12 protein-coding genes are annotated in these 17,102 nt (G+C 45.8%); 10 read left to right on the top strand and 2 right to left on the bottom strand.

Annotated elements, in window-relative coordinates:
* Positions 1–109 precede the first annotated feature (109 nt).
* Entirely contained in the window at positions 110–1,120 is a 1,011-nt protein-coding gene (locus tag PODO_RS25310) for a ketoacyl-ACP synthase III (RefSeq protein ID WP_038573225.1), read from the top strand.
* Positions 1,121–1,247: 127 nt separating this feature from the next.
* On the opposite strand, the gene PODO_RS25305 is transcribed toward PODO_RS25310, so the two are convergent.
* Positions 1,248–2,264: a LacI family DNA-binding transcriptional regulator gene (locus PODO_RS25305; RefSeq protein ID WP_036685366.1), complete on the bottom strand. Its 1,017-nt coding sequence runs from the start codon at positions 2,262–2,264 to the stop codon at positions 1,248–1,250.
* A gap of 306 nt (positions 2,265–2,570) precedes the next feature.
* Between PODO_RS25305 and PODO_RS31365 the strand changes: the two genes are divergently transcribed.
* Positions 2,571–7,664: a carbohydrate binding domain-containing protein gene (locus PODO_RS31365; RefSeq protein WP_052097309.1), complete on the top strand. Its 5,094-nt coding sequence runs from the start codon at positions 2,571–2,573 to the stop codon at positions 7,662–7,664.
* Positions 7,665–7,739: 75 nt separating this feature from the next.
* On the opposite strand, the gene PODO_RS25295 is transcribed toward PODO_RS31365, so the two are convergent.
* Complete coding sequence (locus PODO_RS25295) at positions 7,740–8,297, bottom strand: GbsR/MarR family transcriptional regulator (RefSeq protein WP_036685364.1); 558 nt, start codon at positions 8,295–8,297, stop codon at positions 7,740–7,742.
* Positions 8,298–8,553: 256 nt separating this feature from the next.
* On the opposite strand from PODO_RS25295, the gene PODO_RS25290 reads away from it, so the two are divergent.
* The 8 genes from PODO_RS25290 (at position 8,554) to PODO_RS25255 (ending at position 17,082) form a co-directional block, all read left to right on the top strand.
* Positions 8,554–9,747 (top strand): quaternary amine ABC transporter ATP-binding protein, encoded by a 1,194-nt coding sequence (locus PODO_RS25290; RefSeq protein ID WP_036685362.1) that lies wholly within the window; start codon positions 8,554–8,556, stop codon positions 9,745–9,747.
* Positions 9,747–10,580: an ABC transporter permease gene (locus PODO_RS25285; protein WP_036685360.1), complete on the top strand. Its 834-nt coding sequence runs from the start codon at positions 9,747–9,749 to the stop codon at positions 10,578–10,580. Before PODO_RS25290 ends, PODO_RS25285 begins: the two co-directional genes overlap by 1 nt.
* A gap of 13 nt (positions 10,581–10,593) precedes the next feature.
* A complete protein-coding gene (locus PODO_RS25280; protein WP_038573223.1) occupies positions 10,594–11,463 on the top strand; it encodes a glycine betaine ABC transporter substrate-binding protein in 870 nt (289 codons plus the stop codon).
* A 287-nt stretch (positions 11,464–11,750) separates the two neighbouring features.
* Positions 11,751–12,362: a TVP38/TMEM64 family protein gene (locus tag PODO_RS25275; RefSeq protein ID WP_036685356.1), complete on the top strand. Its 612-nt coding sequence runs from the start codon at positions 11,751–11,753 to the stop codon at positions 12,360–12,362.
* A gap of 154 nt (positions 12,363–12,516) precedes the next feature.
* Entirely contained in the window at positions 12,517–13,596 is a 1,080-nt protein-coding gene (gene yunB, locus PODO_RS25270; protein WP_076141798.1) for a sporulation protein YunB, read from the top strand.
* 69 nt (positions 13,597–13,665) lie between these two features.
* Positions 13,666–15,150: a glycosyltransferase family protein gene (locus PODO_RS25265; protein ID WP_038573222.1), complete on the top strand. Its 1,485-nt coding sequence runs from the start codon at positions 13,666–13,668 to the stop codon at positions 15,148–15,150.
* Complete coding sequence (locus PODO_RS25260; RefSeq protein ID WP_038573221.1) at positions 15,147–16,352, top strand: hypothetical protein; 1,206 nt, start codon at positions 15,147–15,149, stop codon at positions 16,350–16,352. The genes PODO_RS25265 and PODO_RS25260 overlap by 4 nt, the downstream gene beginning before the upstream one ends.
* Positions 16,345–17,082: a glycosyltransferase gene (locus PODO_RS25255; protein ID WP_038573220.1), complete on the top strand. Its 738-nt coding sequence runs from the start codon at positions 16,345–16,347 to the stop codon at positions 17,080–17,082. The genes PODO_RS25260 and PODO_RS25255 overlap by 8 nt, the downstream gene beginning before the upstream one ends.
* Positions 17,083–17,102 lie beyond the last annotated feature (20 nt).

Raw genomic sequence — 17,102 nt, 5'->3', positions numbered from 1 at the left:
GTGCCGGGAAGCTAGGATGCTTTACCGGCCTTCTTTACTTTTTAGCAGGCACAGAGTTATAATTAGTACCAAGTACTAATATCAGATACTAATTGAAGAGGTGATTGGAATGACAGGTGCAAAAATTACCGCTATCGGAACCTATGTCCCAGCCAAAAGACTGACTAATGCCGATCTGGAGCAGATCGTAGATACAAATAATGAATGGATTGTGCAACGGACCGGAATCCGTGAGCGCCGAATTAGTCGGCAGGATGAGTATACAAGTGATTTATGTGCAGCAGCTGTGCAGGATCTTATGACTCGTTATGGAAAAAGCGTTCAGGATGTCGATATGGTCCTGGTAGCTACGAGTACACCTGACTTTTCCTTTCCCTCAGTAGCTTCTTTGATTCAAAATCGTTTTAACATTCCGCAGACTGCTGGTGCTATGGATTTGAGTGCAGCATGCGCAGGTTTTGTCTATGCACTGCATACTGCTCACAGTTATGTGGCTTCAGGAATGCATCGCAAGGTACTGGTTATTGGTGCGGATACGATCTCCAGGATTACGGATTATACTGACCGCAGTACATGTATTCTTTTTGGGGATGGCGCTGGAGCAGTGCTTGTGGAAAGTGATGAGCAGACGACGGGATTTTTAGGCTTCCAGCTGGCAAGTGATGGCGGTGGGGCACATCATGTTTACCGTACGGGGCTTGCCCATACTGTAAACAATATTGAGCTGGTAGATACACAAATGCTGGTACAGAACGGACGAGAAGTGTTTCGCTGGGCGGTCAGAACGGTTCCTTTAGGTGTGCAACAGCTGCTAGAAAAAGCGGAGGTAGGTCTGGAGGAAGTAGACTGGTTTATTCCACACAGCGCTAATATGCGAATGATTGAGCCAATATGCGAGCGATTAAATTATCCGCTGGAGCAGGTGCTGCACAGTCTTGTGAATTTCGGGAATACTTCGGCTGCCACGATTCCTTTAGCACTTGATTTGGGCATCCGCGAGGGCAAGGTACAAAATGGACAAAAGATCCTGATGTATGGTTTTGGTGCCGGATTAACCCAGGCAGGACAATTGATTGAGTTGAATTTGGATCATCAGGTAGGGATACCTACTCCATATTAAGAGGTGGAGTTCGGCCAGCTAGAGACCAATGAAGATAGATAACGAAACATTTTCGATAATCAATAAAAAGACAACGCCGTTTGCGGAAACCCGCTTACATAAGCCGTTGTCTTTTTTTGTTGATTAACTAAGTATTTAATTGACTGCCACAGGATTCACGCACAATAAGCACAGGCTCCACTACAAATGATCCACCGCCAGACTGATTGTTAATCAAGTCATAGAGCATATGGGCAGCGAGGATGCCAAGCCGTTCTTTGTTCTGGCGGATGGTCGACAGTTTTGGACTGGTATATTTACAGGCTTCAATGTCGTCACATCCGATAATGGCAATATCTTCAGGCACGCTGAGACCGTGTTCTTTCAAAGCCCGGATGGCTCCCAGAGCCAGCAAATCAGAAGCCGCAAAAATGGCTTTTGGTAAATTTCCGGCTTGAATTAATTGCTGCATAGCCGTATAACCGCTGGGCTCAAAGAAATCGTCGCCATGAACAAACCACTGACGGTTCAAAGTGAGGCCGAAGCTTTCAATAGCTTTGACATATCCGGATTCCCGCAGGTTAGAAATATCTGAATCCGCTGCACTTCCGATAAATCCAAGTTCTCTATAGCCAAGCAGATAAAAATGCTCCACGACCTTGGAAGAAACCTGAAAGTTATCTGACATCACAAAGCCGGATTTTTTGCCCTTTAGCTCAAGGTCGACCCCGATACAAGGAATACTGCTCATATCCAGATCGCGGATGGTAGGCTCCATCTTTTGTCCGGAAATAATAACACATCCATCCACATTAAAATGAACAGATCGAGCGAAATAATCGCCGCTGCTGATGAATTTCTCGTTGGAAAAGAAAATGAGATCGTAGCCCAGAACGCCCATCTGCTTTTTAAAAGAATTTAGCACTTCTACGAAAAAGGGATGTGTAAATTCGACATTAAGCTCGCCAGCAAAAATAACCCCGATCAGATTCGACTTCTTAGTTGCGAGTGTCTTGGCGGAGTTGGAAGGTGAATATCCGGTTTGTTCGATGATTTCCAAAACTCTTTGCTTGGTCTTTTCGGAAACATCACTGTAATTGTTCATAATTTTCGAAACAGTCGAGACAGAAACGCCGGCCATTTCGGCAATCATTTTGATATTCATAGTTAATAATGCCACCCTCCGCTAAATCGTTGAAATTTGAGAAAAAGACTGTTCTAGAGCGGTTATTTGCGAGTTATTATGAATAGGGTGAATGAAAATTCAATTATTTTCAGTCTATTATTATTGCCGAAACAAGTCAAATATATATTTCACTATGCAGATTTACTCCAAAATAATCTATGTAAAAAAATTCAAAATTACATCTTTACAAAAATAGAAAACTAAGCAACAATAGCATTGTCGAAACCGATTTCGATTTTTCGCTTGAATTACGAATATTACGAAATTCGAGGAGTGATGTTTAGGATGAAAAGGAATTTCACAGCAGCACTTGCTGCTATGCTCCTTGTCACCGGGCTGCTATCACCGGTTGGGAGCATGAATGCTTCAGCGGCAGAGGCGTTAAAGGAAAACTCACCTGATTCAGCGGCAACGAAAGTGGAAAATGAACCAATCAATGGATTGAAAGCGTTTACCGATGTATCTCCAAATCATTGGGCCGCAGGTCCATTACAGCGTTGGAGCACAAATGGGATCATAAGCGGATATGACGACGGGTCGTTTCGTCCGGGTAAGGAAGTCACGAAGGCAGAATTCGCTGCTATTATGAATCGTATATTTAATTATCAGGAGCAATCGGATAAGGTTCCCGCTGATGTCCAGACCACAGACTGGTATAAAAATGATATAGCCAAAGGGATTGCAGCTGGTTATTTAAGCAGTGATCAGAAGAACAATATTTATCCTTCAAAAGCACTTTCGCGCGCGGAGGCAGCGTTAGCATTGGAGAAAGTGTTTCGTTTCAATGCAGACAAAAGCAGTACAACAGCATTCACCGATCTGAACGGAGTCAGCGATGAAACCGCAAAAGCAATAGCCGTTCTATCGAGTGCAGGTTATGTAAAAGGTTATCCTGGAGGTTTGTTTAAGCCTGATGGTGGGATCACCCGTGCAGAGTTAGCTCAGTTGGCTGATCGAATGGTTTCGGGACTCCTCCTGAAATCAGGAGAGATTTCACTAGGAACAGTAAAGGGCAATGTAGTCATTAATCGGGCTGATGTGATTCTTAAAGACACGGTCATCCAAGGTAATCTTTATCTAACCGAGGGGATAGCTGAAGGGAATGCAAAGCTTGAAGGTGTAAAGGTAACAGGGACTACTTTTGTACGGGGAGGCGGCGAGCAAAGTATCGGCTTACACCATACTTCTCTTGGACTGCTTCAAGTAGCCAAGCCTAATGGTAAGGTTCGGATTTATGCCAGCGGGTCGACAGCTGTGGGTACTGTGCAGCTGCTATCTGGGTCAATCTTGGAAGAAAGCAGCGATCTTACCGGGGCAGGGTTTGGGGATGTTGAGATGGATGTCGTTCCTCACAATATTTCGCTTCGCGGAACATTTGGAGCGGTTCGTTCAGCAGACTCAGCAGTCAGCGGTTCTTTGTTAAGAATCCTTGGAACTGTCGGCAGCCTTACTCTGGGAAGTCCGACCCATTTAACATTGGAGAACAATTCACAAGTGGCGGCACTAATCCTATCTGCGAGCGCTGGAGCTACAGCAATTCAAGGCAGCGGAAGCGTAACCACAATAGATAACAAAGCCGATGGAGTGACGATTGGCGGTGTAGCAATGAAAAAAGGAAACACTGGCAAAACAACATTGCCAATAGCAAGCTCAGCGCCAAGCAGTTCGGGGAATGTAGGTCCAATAACGACGCCAAGCGCCACACCTGAAGCAACGGCGGCACCTACAGCAACGCCAACACCAACCGAAACACCGACACCAACAGCAACGCCAACACCAACCGAAACACCGACACCAACAGCAACGCCAACACCAACCGAAACACCGACACCAACAGCGACACCAACACCAACCGAAACACCGACACCAACAGCGACGCCAACACCGACCACTGATCCGTGGACACTGGTGTGGGGGGATGAGTTTGATGATGGAGACATTGATGCTACAAAGTGGACCTATGACCTTGGAGATGGTTCGCAATACAACAATCCAGGTTGGGGAAACAATGAGAAGCAGTGGTATACCAACGATGAGAAGAATGTAAAGGAACAGGACGGTAACCTGATCATTACGGCCCACAAAGAAGAAAAAGCTGGCAAACAATATACTTCTACACGGATTAAGACTAAAGGGTTGTTTAGTAAAAAATATGGCAAATTTGAAATTCGGGCCAAAGCACCTACTGGAAAAGGGTACTGGCCGGCGATCTGGATGCTGCCGGAGAACGATGTGTACGGGACTTGGGCTGCTTCCGGTGAGCTTGATATTATGGAAGGCTGGGGCAGTCGTCCAAACACGGTAGCGGGGACGATTCATTACGGCGGTATGGCGCCGAACAATGTATACTCCGGCAAAGAGTATGTATTTCCGGATAACGCTACGATTGAGCAGTTCCATACGTACTCTATTGAGTGGGAGCCGGGCGAAATTCGCTGGTATGTGGATGGTGAATTATATTCGACCAAAAATGACTGGTATAGCATCAGCAATGGGCAGCCTGCCAATAATGTGTATCCAGCGCCGTTTAATCAGAAGTTCCACTTGCTGATAAATCTGGCCGTAGGCGGTAACTTTGATGGTGATCCGACTAGCGAAACCGTATTTCCAAAATCGATGGAGATCGATTACGTTAGAGTCTATGAGCTGACAGGTCGTGAGTACCGCGAGCCTATTCCAGTTACACTGGAGAAGGAAGCCTATCCAGAAGGCTCCAAGCTTGCACTGGCAGACGGCAACATGGTCTATAACAACAATTATTCGGAGCAGGTGCCGGGGGATGACGGTATGGGAATCCCGAATACCGCACATTGGGTACTTTATAAAGAAGCAGGGGCTGAAGCTACGGTTTCTACCGTTCCTATTGGGGAGCGCAATTATGTGAAGGTAGATATCAGCAGTGGTGGCGGCAATTTTTATTCGATTCAACCCCAAGCTATCGTATCTATAGCTAAAGGCAGGTTCTATAAACTCAGCTTCGATGCCAAAACCGATATGTCCCGCAGTATGAGCGTCCGGTTAACAGGTGGAGAATCTCGTGGATTTGCAGCGTATTCTCCATCGCTTAAGGTAGATCTAACTTCAGCGATGACCCATTACGAGACGATGTTTCAAATGAAGGAAAACTCAGATATTGCTGCACGCGTCGAGTTCAACGTGGGTACCAATACTTCACCGGTATGGTTTGGTAATGTCAGATTAGAAGAGATTGAGAATATTCAATTCCCGCATGATAGTGTGAAGGAACCGCTGGCCAACGGTAATCATCTGTACAATGGTACTTTCGATATTGGGGAACCCAATCGGATGAGTTATTGGCATACGGAAGCAACTGGTGGTGCCATGGTAGAATCAAGCGTTAATGACAATGGCCAGTTAAAGCTGCAGATTGGCGGCAGTGAAAATGGTGAGGTTCGGTTACTTCAGAAGGGAATTCAGCTCATTCAAGGGCAGGACTATGAGGTTACGTTCAATGCTTCAGTCTCCTCTGCACGCACAGGAACGGTTCAACTACTAGGGAAAGACGGCAGTGTACAGGCAGAACAACCGGTTAACTTAAGCGAAGGTGAGCAAAAAATTAAAGCTACCTTTATCAATCTTGCAGGTGCAACCGATCATGAAGGACAATTCGTATTACTGTTAAACGGTGCTGCGGATACAGTCATTCTGGATAATTTCCAGATGCTGCGTACTAGCTTCTATTTTGATCCATCGCTAATATACTACCCACTCTTGAATGGTGAATTTAACTTTGGGTTTAGCGCCTGGGACCGCCTGTTGACAGAGCAGGGTGGTCAGAGCAGCGCTACGGTTGCAGATGGAGCAGCGAAATTTAGCATTACGAATACCGGCAGTCAGGCGTATTCTGTAATGTTGTTTCAGAACAACTTGAAAGCTGCTGCTGGAATGGATTATGTGGTTGAATTTGACGCCAGTTCAACCGTAATCCGCAAAATCGGGGTGAAAGTAGAAAATGGTACGTATCAGGCCTCGTTCAGCAATATTGTGGAGGTAACGCCGGAGACGAATCATTACAGATTCGAATTCCGGCAAGGAAGCAAGGATACATTGTCTCTAAAATTCCTGCTTGGGAAGGTTGAGGGGATTAGTATTCCTCAAAACCATGATATTATCATTGACAATGTGAAATTTGAGATCAAAAATGCACCGGCCAAACCGCAGGAGCTGCTAAGCGACAGCAGCAATAACAGAGTTTCGCAGCCGATTGAGCTTACTTTTATCGACAATGCAAATTGGCGGAATCAAATCATGGCGGTAAAGGTTAACGGTACAATACTTAATGCAGAGCAGTACACTATTGAACCGGGAAAAATCACAATTGAAGCAGCAGTATTTCCGGACGAAGGAAGTTATGCCATTACTGTTGAGGCTGAACATTATGTTACTGCAACTGTCACGCAGACTATTCTAGCTAATGATAACAATCTAGTCATCAATGGTTCGTTTGGCAGCGATAAGACGGGCTGGACTACCTGGTCCGGAGAAGGTGGCGTCTCCGCGTTTAATGTGAAGGATGGCGTAGCTGAAATCCTGATTACGTCGGCCGGATGGGAAGCGTGGCATACACAATTTTTCCAAGAGGGTATTCCACTGGAGGGCGGAAAAACGTATGAGGTGAGCTTCAAGGCGAAATCAACGGTTCCGCGGCAAATTGTGTTAGAATACTCCAATACTTCAGCTGCTTCCGCACAAGCTAAGTTTGATATTCATGCGGATTGGGCTACTTATACAGCACAATTTACGGTGTCGAACAGCAATCCGCTGAAGCTTAATTATCTGATCGGCAAAACGCTGGGCGCTGATCCTGCGGCTAACAGTACGCCGCATACGATTTCTTTTGACGATATTGTGGTCAGGGAGGTACAAGGGGGTCCACCAGTAATACCGCCAAGCGGTACGCTGGATAATGGAACCTTCGATGTAGATGCAACGGGCTGGAGCCAGTACTTTGACGGAATCGGATCTGCCTCTGTTCAAGAGGGGGAATTTGCTATCAACTTAACAGGTACCGGGCAAGCCCCTTTTAGCGCACAGGTGGATTACGAAAATCTGAAACTTGTTCAGGGAAAAACGTACACCTTGAAGTTTAAAGCTCGTTCTACAGTAAACCGCAATATTCAGGTAGCTGTGGAGCATAAAGGCGGGGATTACACCAAATATATGGAAGCTGAGCTTGTAGCCTTGACCCAAAATATGGACGAATACAGCTACACATTTACGATGAATGGGGCAACAGACGCAGGTGTTCATCTGGTGTTTTTGCTAGGGCTTATAGATGGGAACGGTTCGGAGACGAATAGTGAAATTAGCGCGGGCAGTACAATTTATTTGGATGATGTAAGCTTGATCGAAGGGTAAACGAAAAAAACGGCAGTGTTTTCCTTTTTACAGGAGCACTGTCGTTTTTTTGTGTGTGTTTTTTGTGGGTTAGATTTAAGTTTCTTTAGGGATAAATTCAAAAATTTTGCCACTCTCAAAAGATTCTATTAGTTTCAGCAACCAGCGGTAGTAGTTAATGGATTCAGTTATTTTTTCTTCATCTGTATTTAAGAGCTGCATAAGTTTACTATCGTCACTATACTCTTTTTTCATATCGTTAATTTCTGCAAGTGATTTCGCTAGTGAGATCATATTACCTTCGACGGCTTTTCTCCATTTAATAGAGAAGTAATCACTGAAGTTCTGATGCCAGTCAGGCACAGTGGTGAACAAGTCTTTGCGCGTCCCTCTCCCCCATACTTTGTCGATCATTTTCAGATCTAGAAGGGTACGGACTCCCGTACTCATGGACGTTTTACTCATTCCCATTGTTTTGCTGAGCTCATCCAGTGTCACTGGACCTTGATTGAAGTACATATAACCGTATAAATGTCCAATAGACAAGGTAATGCCATACAGATCCATGTTTTTGCCGATAGAATCGATCACACGTTCACGGGCTTTACTAATCTTCTCTATTTGTTCGGGCGTAAGCCCTTCTAAATCGTTCATGATGTCCCTCCTGAGGAATAGGTCGATAGACTGCAACCTTATACAATGTATTGTAATCAAATCCCCCTCCATAAGTAAAGAATTCATGAAGAAAGGAATTTGGCGTAAAACAGAGTATTCCATACATAAAGTTCGTAAAGTTAAAACTGTACACTAAATTTTATCCGTATATGGTGTTTGCATGAATTTTCAATAGTCCGGTAAACTACTATAAGTGAACTAAACCCGGATAACATTTCGGGAGAAGGAGGACGGCATGGCTATTATAGAGGTGAAACAACTAACCAAAGTATTCGGTCATGATGCGGGACGCGCGATTCCTTTATTAGAGCAAGGGATGTCGAAGGAAAAAATTGCTCAGGAATTGAAGTTGACAGTCGGAGTCAACAAAGCCGAATTCAGCATTGAAGAAGGAGAAATATTCGTCATTATGGGTTTGTCCGGCAGCGGTAAGTCGACGCTGGTTCGTTTGTTGAACCGCTTGATTGAGCCTACAGGGGGGCAAGTTCTTTTTAAAGGGAAAGATGTTGTGAAAATGAATCCGGAGCAGCTGCGCCAATTCAGACGGAAGAACATCGGTATGGTGTTTCAGAAGTTCGCATTATTTCCACATCGAAGCGTACTGGAGAATGCAGCATACGGACTTGAAGTTCAGGGCGTAGATAAAAAGAAAAGAACTGAACTGGCAACGGAAGCTTTGCATCTGGTAGGTCTGAAAGGTTGGGAGAATCATCGTCCTGATCAACTCAGTGGAGGGATGCAGCAGCGTGTTGGACTGGCACGGGGCCTTGCCAACGACCCGGATATCCTGCTTATGGATGAGGCATTTAGTGCACTGGATCCGCTTATTCGTAAAGACATGCAGCAAGAGCTGCTGGAATTACAGGCCAGAGTGAAGAAAACCATCGTGTTCATCACTCATGATCTAGACGAAGCTTTGCGGATTGGAGATCGGATCGCACTGATGAAGGACGGAGTCATTGTGCAAATTGGTACACCGGAAGAAATCCTCATCCAACCTGCCAATAAATATGTAGAGCGATTCGTGGAGGATGTGGACTTGTCCAAGGTGTTGACTGCAGCTCATGTAATGCGTCAGCCGGAAACAGTCAGACCTGAACGCGGGCCTCGGGTAGCGCTTCAATTAATGCGTGACAGTGGTATATTCAGTCTGTATGTAGTGGACAAGGAAAATAAGCTTCTGGGTGTTATTACAGCTGAGGATGCCCTTAAGGCACTGAATGATAATAAATCTATTCTGGAAGTAACGCGGAGAGAAATCCCACGTGTACAACCGGAAACGCTACTCAATGATTTCTTTGAATTAATATCTGAGACACATTTGCCTGTAGCCGTCGTAGATGAAGCGGATAAATTGAAGGGTATTGTGATTAAAGGAGCCGTTCTTTCCGCACTCGCCGGCAACGCGGTACCGGAAGGAGGATTATAATGGACATTCCTAAACTGCCTTTGGGAAAGGCACTCGAGTGGTTGGAAAATTGGCTGACGACTTATTGTGGGCCCCTGTTTGACTTCATCCATTCGATTATCGGTGGTATGGTGGCTGGCATTGAAAATGCACTTACCTTCCTGCCAGCACTAGTACTTATCGTGATTATTGCAGCTTTGTCTTATTGGATCGGTAAATGGCGCATGGCACTATTTGCGGTCATTGGGCTGCTTCTGATTGATAATCTTGGATTATGGGGACCTTCTATGCAGTCCTTGGCCCTTGTTCTAACCGCCTCGATATTGGCTGTAGTAATTGGTGTGCCGATTGGTATTTTATGTGCGCAGAGAAATACCGTTAGAAATATAGTTACGCCTATTTTGGACTTTATGCAGACGATGCCGGCTTTTGTATATTTATTGCCAGCGGTATCCTTTTTCTCACTGGGCGTAGTTCCAGGGGTTATAGCTTCGATTATTTTTGCAATTCCGCCAACGATTCGCTTGACCAATCTCGGAATTCGTCAGGTTTCGGAGGAACTGGTAGAGGCAGCAGATGCTTTCGGATCGACACCTACTCAGAAATTAGTTAAATTGCAGCTTCCAATCGCTTTACCAACAATTATGGCAGGTGTGAACCAGACAATTATGTTGTCACTGTCAATGGTTGTTATCTCATCGATGATTGGTGCACAGGGCGTGGGTGCCTATGTATACCGTGCGGTATCACAGGCTAAGACAGGAGACGGATTCGAAGCAGGGATTGCGATCGTTATTATTGCCATTCTGCTGGACCGTTTGACACAGAACGCACTAAAACCAAAACAAAGATAGGAGTTTTAAATAAATGAAGAAGAAAAATATAGGGGTATTCCTGTTAGTTATTATGATGATTGCTGTTATTGCTGGATGTTCTTCATCAAGTAAAGAGAAGGTAAAATTAGCATATGTAGCATGGGATTCGGAAATTGCGAGTACTTATGTAGTAAAGGAAGTACTTGAAACTAAGCTTGGAGCTACCGTTGAAATGCTGCAGGTAGATGCTGGCCCAATGTGGGCTGGGGTTGCAGACGGTAGTGCGGATGGAATGGTTGCAGCTTGGCTGCCAAGCACCCATGCGGCTTATCTAGAAAAGTATGGTGCAAAAATTGAAGATTTGGGTGCGAATCTAAACGGAACTAAGGTTGGCTTGGCTGTTCCAGCCTATATGGATATTAATTCTATTGAAGACTTGAAGAACAGTGATATGGCAGCAAAGCTGAACAATCGCATTATCGGCATTGAGCCAGGTGCTGGCATTATGACAACCACAGAAAAGGCTATTGCGGAATATGATCTTAGCGATTACACACTTCTTGAAAGCTCATCCGCAGCGATGGCTCAGGAACTGCAAAAGGCTTATGACAACAACGAGCCAATCGTTGTTACAGGTTGGACACCACACTGGATGTTCGCCAATATGGATCTGAAGTATCTGGAAGATCCAAAAGGGGTTTATGGTGCGGATGAACAGATCCACACGATGGTCCGCCAAGGTCTGAAAGATGACATGCCGAATGTCTACAAATTCCTGGATCAATTCGAATGGACAGCGGAAGATATGGCTAAAGTAATGATTGAGGTTCAGGGTGGTAAGTCACCAGAAGAAGCCGCTAAAACTTGGGTTGAGAGCAATCCGGATAAAGTGAATGCTTGGGTTGCAGGTATAGAATTGTAAGTAAATTAAAAACTGTGTTATGATGTGAAGAATAAATGGAAACAAAAATGTAACTTGTACGCTAACTACTGTTCTTTACACATTACACTTCATAAGCAAGCTCATTCAATAAAACACCCCGTAAGGGGTGTTTTTCTTGGGAATATAAGCAAAGTATTACAAGCTCTTAATGTACTGTGCTTATATTTCAATAAGAATGGATACCTAGTTTACACACTTAGACTTATGCTTTGTCAAAGTAAATCAGGAGGCAGCTGCTGCAAGGAGTCAAGAGAGGAGACTGCTTCATGACAGAGACCATAAATACCTGGATTGATTGGCTGCTGCAAACGCTGGGCCTTAGCGGGCCATCTATTTTATTCGTGACCATCCCGCTCGCACTTTTGCAGAGTATATTAGGATTTTTTCCATTCGTAATTTTGATCGTGCTGCATGTCTCTGTTTTTAACGTAATTGGAGGCATGCTGATCAGTTGGCTGGCCTGCAATCTAGGCGGAATACTGATGTATTTTCTTATTCGGAGATATCTGTATAACTGGTTTGACCGAAAATGGAGAACCAAACTGAAGCGCTATGATAAATGGCAACGTTACTTGGATCGATACGGGATTTGGACGCTGGTACTATTGCGTACGATTCCGATTATTCCGAACAATGTAATCAATTTCATGTCTGCTGTTTCACCGATTAAAGCCTCATCCTTTATATGGGGAACCGTGCTTGGTAATTTATCTTATATATGGTTATTCGGTACGATTGGATCAACTTTAATTGTTCCGCGTGAAGAATGGAATGGTTATCTTACCTGGTATGCGGTGTTTATTGCTATTCTCATTGGCATCTTTATTCGGCGTCATTGGGACCATTTGCAGGAGGATAAGCGGAGCAGAATGCACTAATATCATATTCCCAGTTCATGATCTAAAGGATGAAGAACGTTTCTTCAGGCGTAGTTTGCCGGAGGGAACGTTCTTCTTTTTTGTCCTCTTAGCGAATACCTTAAATTAAGTGGAGGTGGCTTGACCTCTGCGTAAGGCGGGAGGGACTATTGCAATGGGCAGATTGAAAAAATGGGGGAACCGAAGGCTGAGAATACCTGATCTAGGCCATTTTCGGCTGCCAAAAATAAATGGGGACACGAATCGGAGATTCTCAGCAAGAAGCTCCGCATTCAAGTCAAAACCCAGCCGGGCAGCGGTTAGGCCGCAGCGTACGCGCTTTGAAGCCAAACGTAGCAAAGGCCGCTTTAGGTTATCCAGCCGGCCAGAGAGTAAGGTAACGGTTGCAGGCGGAAAAACACATAAGCCAAGAAGCCGACGCAAATTTTGGCTGATAGCATCTTTAGTAATACTTGTGCTGGTGCTGCAGTCACTTCGCTATGTGGAGCTGCATATGAAGCCGCCCATCCTGCATTTAGCACAAATACGTGTGAAGCAAATCGCTACGGAATCGATTAATAAGGCGATTACCTCTCAGGTTGCGAATGGAGGGAATGCGGAAGAGCTAATTGATTGGAAGACGGATAAGAACGGGAAAATATCAGGGTTCATGCTCAACTACGCGGAGCATATGCGTATTACTTCGCAAGCGGCACAGGTCATTCAGTCTACGCTGCAGGAATTGCATAATCGAACAGAATATATTCCGCTGGGGCAGGCGCTGGGCAGTCCCCTTATCGCTTCTTATGGACCCGATATTCCGATCAAGATTGAACCACAAGGTGCGGTTAAGGTTGAACTCAGTACTCGCCAGCAAAACGCTGGGATCAATATGATTCTGGTCGAGGTATATATTCATATTGTGACAGAGGTTGCAGTCGTCATTCCTTTTGATATGGAGCCGCAGGTAGTGGATACAGAAATTCCTGTGTCTTATCTGATGGTTGTTGGAGATGTACCTATGTATTACTACGATAATCAAGGTCAACCTGTGGGGGCGAACGGCAGCAGTGCTCCGGGAATTGCTATTCCTGCTCCAGCTGTAGGTGGGGATAAGAGTGGAGCAGTGGATCAGGGTAAGGATACCTCCAGCAACAGTCAGAAAGATAACAACCCGTCTCCAGCGGCAACTGATCCCGCGAGTACGGGTGCAGACCATACGGAAGAAGATAAAGGAGCGGGCGGAGGAAATTAAGGGGATATCACGCTTCAGCGCTCATAGACTATAGGTAGAACAGCTTTAATAAATGGAGCGTGAATCCTAATGTCGCAAGAATCTCTGAATGTGGAACGCTTGGCGGGAAGGTATGGGTTCTTGGAACGCACGGGACTACTTCCACTGCCGAGTATAGATGGGATCACCCTTGTAGTTGAGCTAAGCCGCCCGGATTGTGCCGCGGCTTGCTTACCCTTGCTGCTGCTCCATTCTGGAGAGTCTGTGCGCATTATTGCTGTGGCAATGACTCCTGATTTTTCTATGGATACATTAGCCGGACAGTTCTCACAGGAGCAGTCGATTCTCTTTGTTCCTTATGAGAAAGAGGAGTACATGCCTAACCAGGCTCTGGCACAGATCGAAACCAGTTTCGCGGTTTTACTTGAAGATTCGACCATGGTATCGTCTGGCTGGCTAAATGAGCTATTGTGGGTTCCTTTTGATGACGCTTCTATTAAGGTGGTTGCCCCTCGCTCTTCAACCGAAAGAGGGGAAGGGAAGAAACGTCTTCACTTCGGCACCTATGATGAGTTTGCTGCGCATGTGAGCTATAGTCTTAGCCGGCACCAAGGAGAATGGCGAGAGATGGATGTACTAACGGGTTCTTGCCTCCTGTTCTCTAAAGAGCTGCTTCAGCGTATTGGAGGGTTGGACACCTCGCTTCATGCGCGGCCTCTTATGATTGCCGATTGGTGTCTTCGAGCGCGGCAGTCTGGAGCTAAGCTGGCGCTAAGTGATGCTGTGTATGTCCATGCTATACATTCACTTGATAGAGGCCAGAGTAGGCTGAACGGACCAACACTTGCGGATGGCTGGCGGGCGTACAGTACAAAATGGGCGCTGGAAGATGTCTTAGAAGACGAAGAACATCTTGTACCGCAGAATGGATTCTTACAATCAACACAACCTGTTATTCCACTCGGTAAGGCAACCTTGGCAACGCCATTAGTGACGGCGATTGTTTATTGTGAAGAGGATGGGAATGGGGACCATCTTCCGCAGGAATGGGCAGCTACACAGGAGCAGCAGAGCTACAAGAATATTCGCTGGATCTGGATCAAGGACAGCTGGATGAACACAGCTTCCGGCTTGCCAGTAAATGAACAGGATGTAGTGATTACAGTTCGTGGTCAAGAGGCTTGGCTGCGGGCTTTGAAGAATGCATCTGCATTATTTGAGAGTGAGATAACTGTGTATTTATCAGACTCTATCAGGTATGAGAAATATTACGTTGAACGGGTAGTGAAAGCGATCACCCAAGGTTCCGCGGATCTGATCGTTAGTTTATCTACGGATATGGACGAAGAGGTGGGGCATTTGCTTAAGGGAGACCCTTCGGGAATTGTTTTTCCGCTAGAGCGAGTTGCTCATAAAGGCGGGAATGTGCCTGGAGTGATTACCTGTAAGGCGTCCACTTCGCACCAATTGCAGCTTCACCCTGAAGCTTCACTAACTATAGGTTATGTGGGGGATTTGTCCGAACCGCAGGGGAAGAAGGCAGATAGCAGCAGGGGCAGGGAGGCGCACTCATGAAATATTTAATTCTGAGCAGAGGCTCCTGGGAGGAATACGAATATAAAAGACTGTTGGATCTTCTTCCCGAGCGGGAAGAGGTTTGTTTTGCCGGAAGAATGACTCTTGAGCAGCAGATTAACAGCCAGATCAAGCCGGTAATGATCGCGGATATTCATACTCTCAAGGCGAGGGAGTACACATTTCTGGTCTCCTCTCCTTATTGGCTGCCCGAGGTTCTTTCTTTGCAAGCAGGGTATATAGTGGCTTTGTTAGAGCGCTGTCCGGAAGAAGAAAATAAGGTCTTATGGGATAAATACAGCGGCTTGCTTGGAGCAAAGGCTGATCTAGTAGGAACCCGGTCAGAACGGATCTATCTGGAGCAGAGCTTGTGCAGGGAGAGTGTTATTTATCTCGACGGGGATCAGCAGGAATCCTATGGAGTTGTATTTCAGCGCGAGCGGATTTATTTTCTGACAGATTATGAGATGTTGTGGAGTAAGGCGATTGAGAACTTATGGCAGGAGGAGCCCCTCCTTTCTACGGACTGGTTTAGGATTCAACTACAGCTTAGGGCTGATTATTATACCTCAATGTGCGCCAAGCTGCCCAGCCAGCCTGTTGTACATTATTTGGCAGCATCTTATTTGTATTTGCTTGGGGACTCCACAGCGAATCGATATCTGGCGCAATCCTTTGAGTTAATGGTGTTGTATGAATATTTGGATTGCCTTATTTCACACTTCCGTTTTTTTTCTGCAATAGAAGCCAAGACAGGGAATCTGGAAACGGCAGTCCGCCAATTTGCGATTACAGCATTTACCGCAGAGGAGAAGCAAGCAGTAGAAAGGATGGAGGGCTGGCTCCATTCCGGGCAGGATGAACTGGTTCGCGCGGAGTTGTTCCACCTGAATGAGGATGAGGCAGCGGCGGTTAGAATTTTAAGTCCGCTAACTTCTTCCGAGGCAAAAGCGTTGCTGGTGCAAAATTATGTGCGGACTTTTCAATGGGAAAAGGCAATAGTGCTGCAACATGAGCAGGAAGAAAATGTGGATGAAGCCATGGAAGGCACCATACACTTGCTGTATGGCAGGCGGCACGAGGCCATCCGCAGCTTTTTAAATGCGGGAGGGCAAGACAATCAGGCATGGCCACTTTTGTCAGAGATGGCAGATCTCGAAGAGGCTGTAAGACGATTGAGAAGGAGAGTGGAGGATGAGTAGTCATAGAGGGCCACTCCGCAAAACATCTGGCAATCGTCTGACTGCTATAATGCAGGTTAGGAACGAAGCCGGAAGGTATTTAGAGCAGGTGCTGGAGGAATTAAGTGAGTTCGTGGATGATATTGTGATCGTGGATGATGGAAGTACAGATAATACGGCTCAGTTATGTCTCTCTTTTGCCAAAGTTAAGAAGCTCGTAACCCTGCAAAGCTCTTTGTTTAACCGTGAATGGGAGCTGCGGCAAACATTGTGGGAGCTGGCGGTATCTACGAATCCGGATTGGCTGCTGTCTGTGGACGCCGATGAGTTCTATGAAGAGTCTGCTAAACGGGAGATGAGGCGACTCATCGATCAGGATGTGTATGACTGGGTATCCTTCCGATTATTTGATTTTTGGGGCGGCACCACACATTACCGTGAAGATGAGCATTGGAATATCCACACGAAACATACCCGTACACTAGTCCGCTATTTGCCGACCTTTCATTATTTTTTTCCGAAAATGGATCATCATGTGCCAAGGCTTCCGCTCTCTTATTCGGTATTGCCGGGTTTTCTTACCGAGCTGCGTGTGAAACATTATGGTTGGGCGATATCCCCTGAGGAGCTTCGGCGAAAATACTCGCGTTACCTGGAGCTTGATCCAGAGGGGCGCTGGGGTAGTCTGGAGCAGTACGAATCTATCCTTGATGAGCAGCCCCATCTGGTAGAATGGCAAGAGGAGCATTGAAATCCGCATCTGCCCTGCCA

It is taken from the genome of Paenibacillus odorifer (assembly GCF_000758725.1).
In the GTDB taxonomy this organism is placed as follows: Bacteria; Bacillota; Bacilli; order Paenibacillales; family Paenibacillaceae; genus Paenibacillus_AQ; species Paenibacillus_AQ odorifer.
Note: the sequence above shows the minus strand (reverse complement) of the source record. Positions and strands in the feature narration are given on the sequence as shown.

Bases quoted from the DNA above. Each gene is read 5' to 3' on its own strand.
- PODO_RS25310 (WP_038573225.1), top strand. From the start codon at position 110: ATGACAGGTGCAAAAATTACCGCTATCGGAACCTATGTCCCAGCCAAA.
- PODO_RS25305 (WP_036685366.1), bottom strand. From the start codon at position 2,264: ATGAATATCAAAATGATTGCCGAAATGGCCGGCGTTTCTGTCTCGACT.
- PODO_RS31365 (WP_052097309.1), top strand. From the start codon at position 2,571: ATGAAAAGGAATTTCACAGCAGCACTTGCTGCTATGCTCCTTGTCACC.
- PODO_RS25295 (WP_036685364.1), bottom strand. From the start codon at position 8,297: ATGAACGATTTAGAAGGGCTTACGCCCGAACAAATAGAGAAGATTAGT.
- PODO_RS25290 (WP_036685362.1), top strand. From the start codon at position 8,554: ATGGCTATTATAGAGGTGAAACAACTAACCAAAGTATTCGGTCATGAT.
- PODO_RS25285 (WP_036685360.1), top strand. From the start codon at position 9,747: ATGGACATTCCTAAACTGCCTTTGGGAAAGGCACTCGAGTGGTTGGAA.
- PODO_RS25280 (WP_038573223.1), top strand. From the start codon at position 10,594: ATGAAGAAGAAAAATATAGGGGTATTCCTGTTAGTTATTATGATGATT.
- PODO_RS25275 (WP_036685356.1), top strand. From the start codon at position 11,751: ATGACAGAGACCATAAATACCTGGATTGATTGGCTGCTGCAAACGCTG.
- yunB (WP_076141798.1), top strand. From the start codon at position 12,517: ATGGGCAGATTGAAAAAATGGGGGAACCGAAGGCTGAGAATACCTGAT.
- PODO_RS25265 (WP_038573222.1), top strand. From the start codon at position 13,666: ATGTCGCAAGAATCTCTGAATGTGGAACGCTTGGCGGGAAGGTATGGG.
- PODO_RS25260 (WP_038573221.1), top strand. From the start codon at position 15,147: ATGAAATATTTAATTCTGAGCAGAGGCTCCTGGGAGGAATACGAATAT.
- PODO_RS25255 (WP_038573220.1), top strand. From the start codon at position 16,345: ATGAGTAGTCATAGAGGGCCACTCCGCAAAACATCTGGCAATCGTCTG.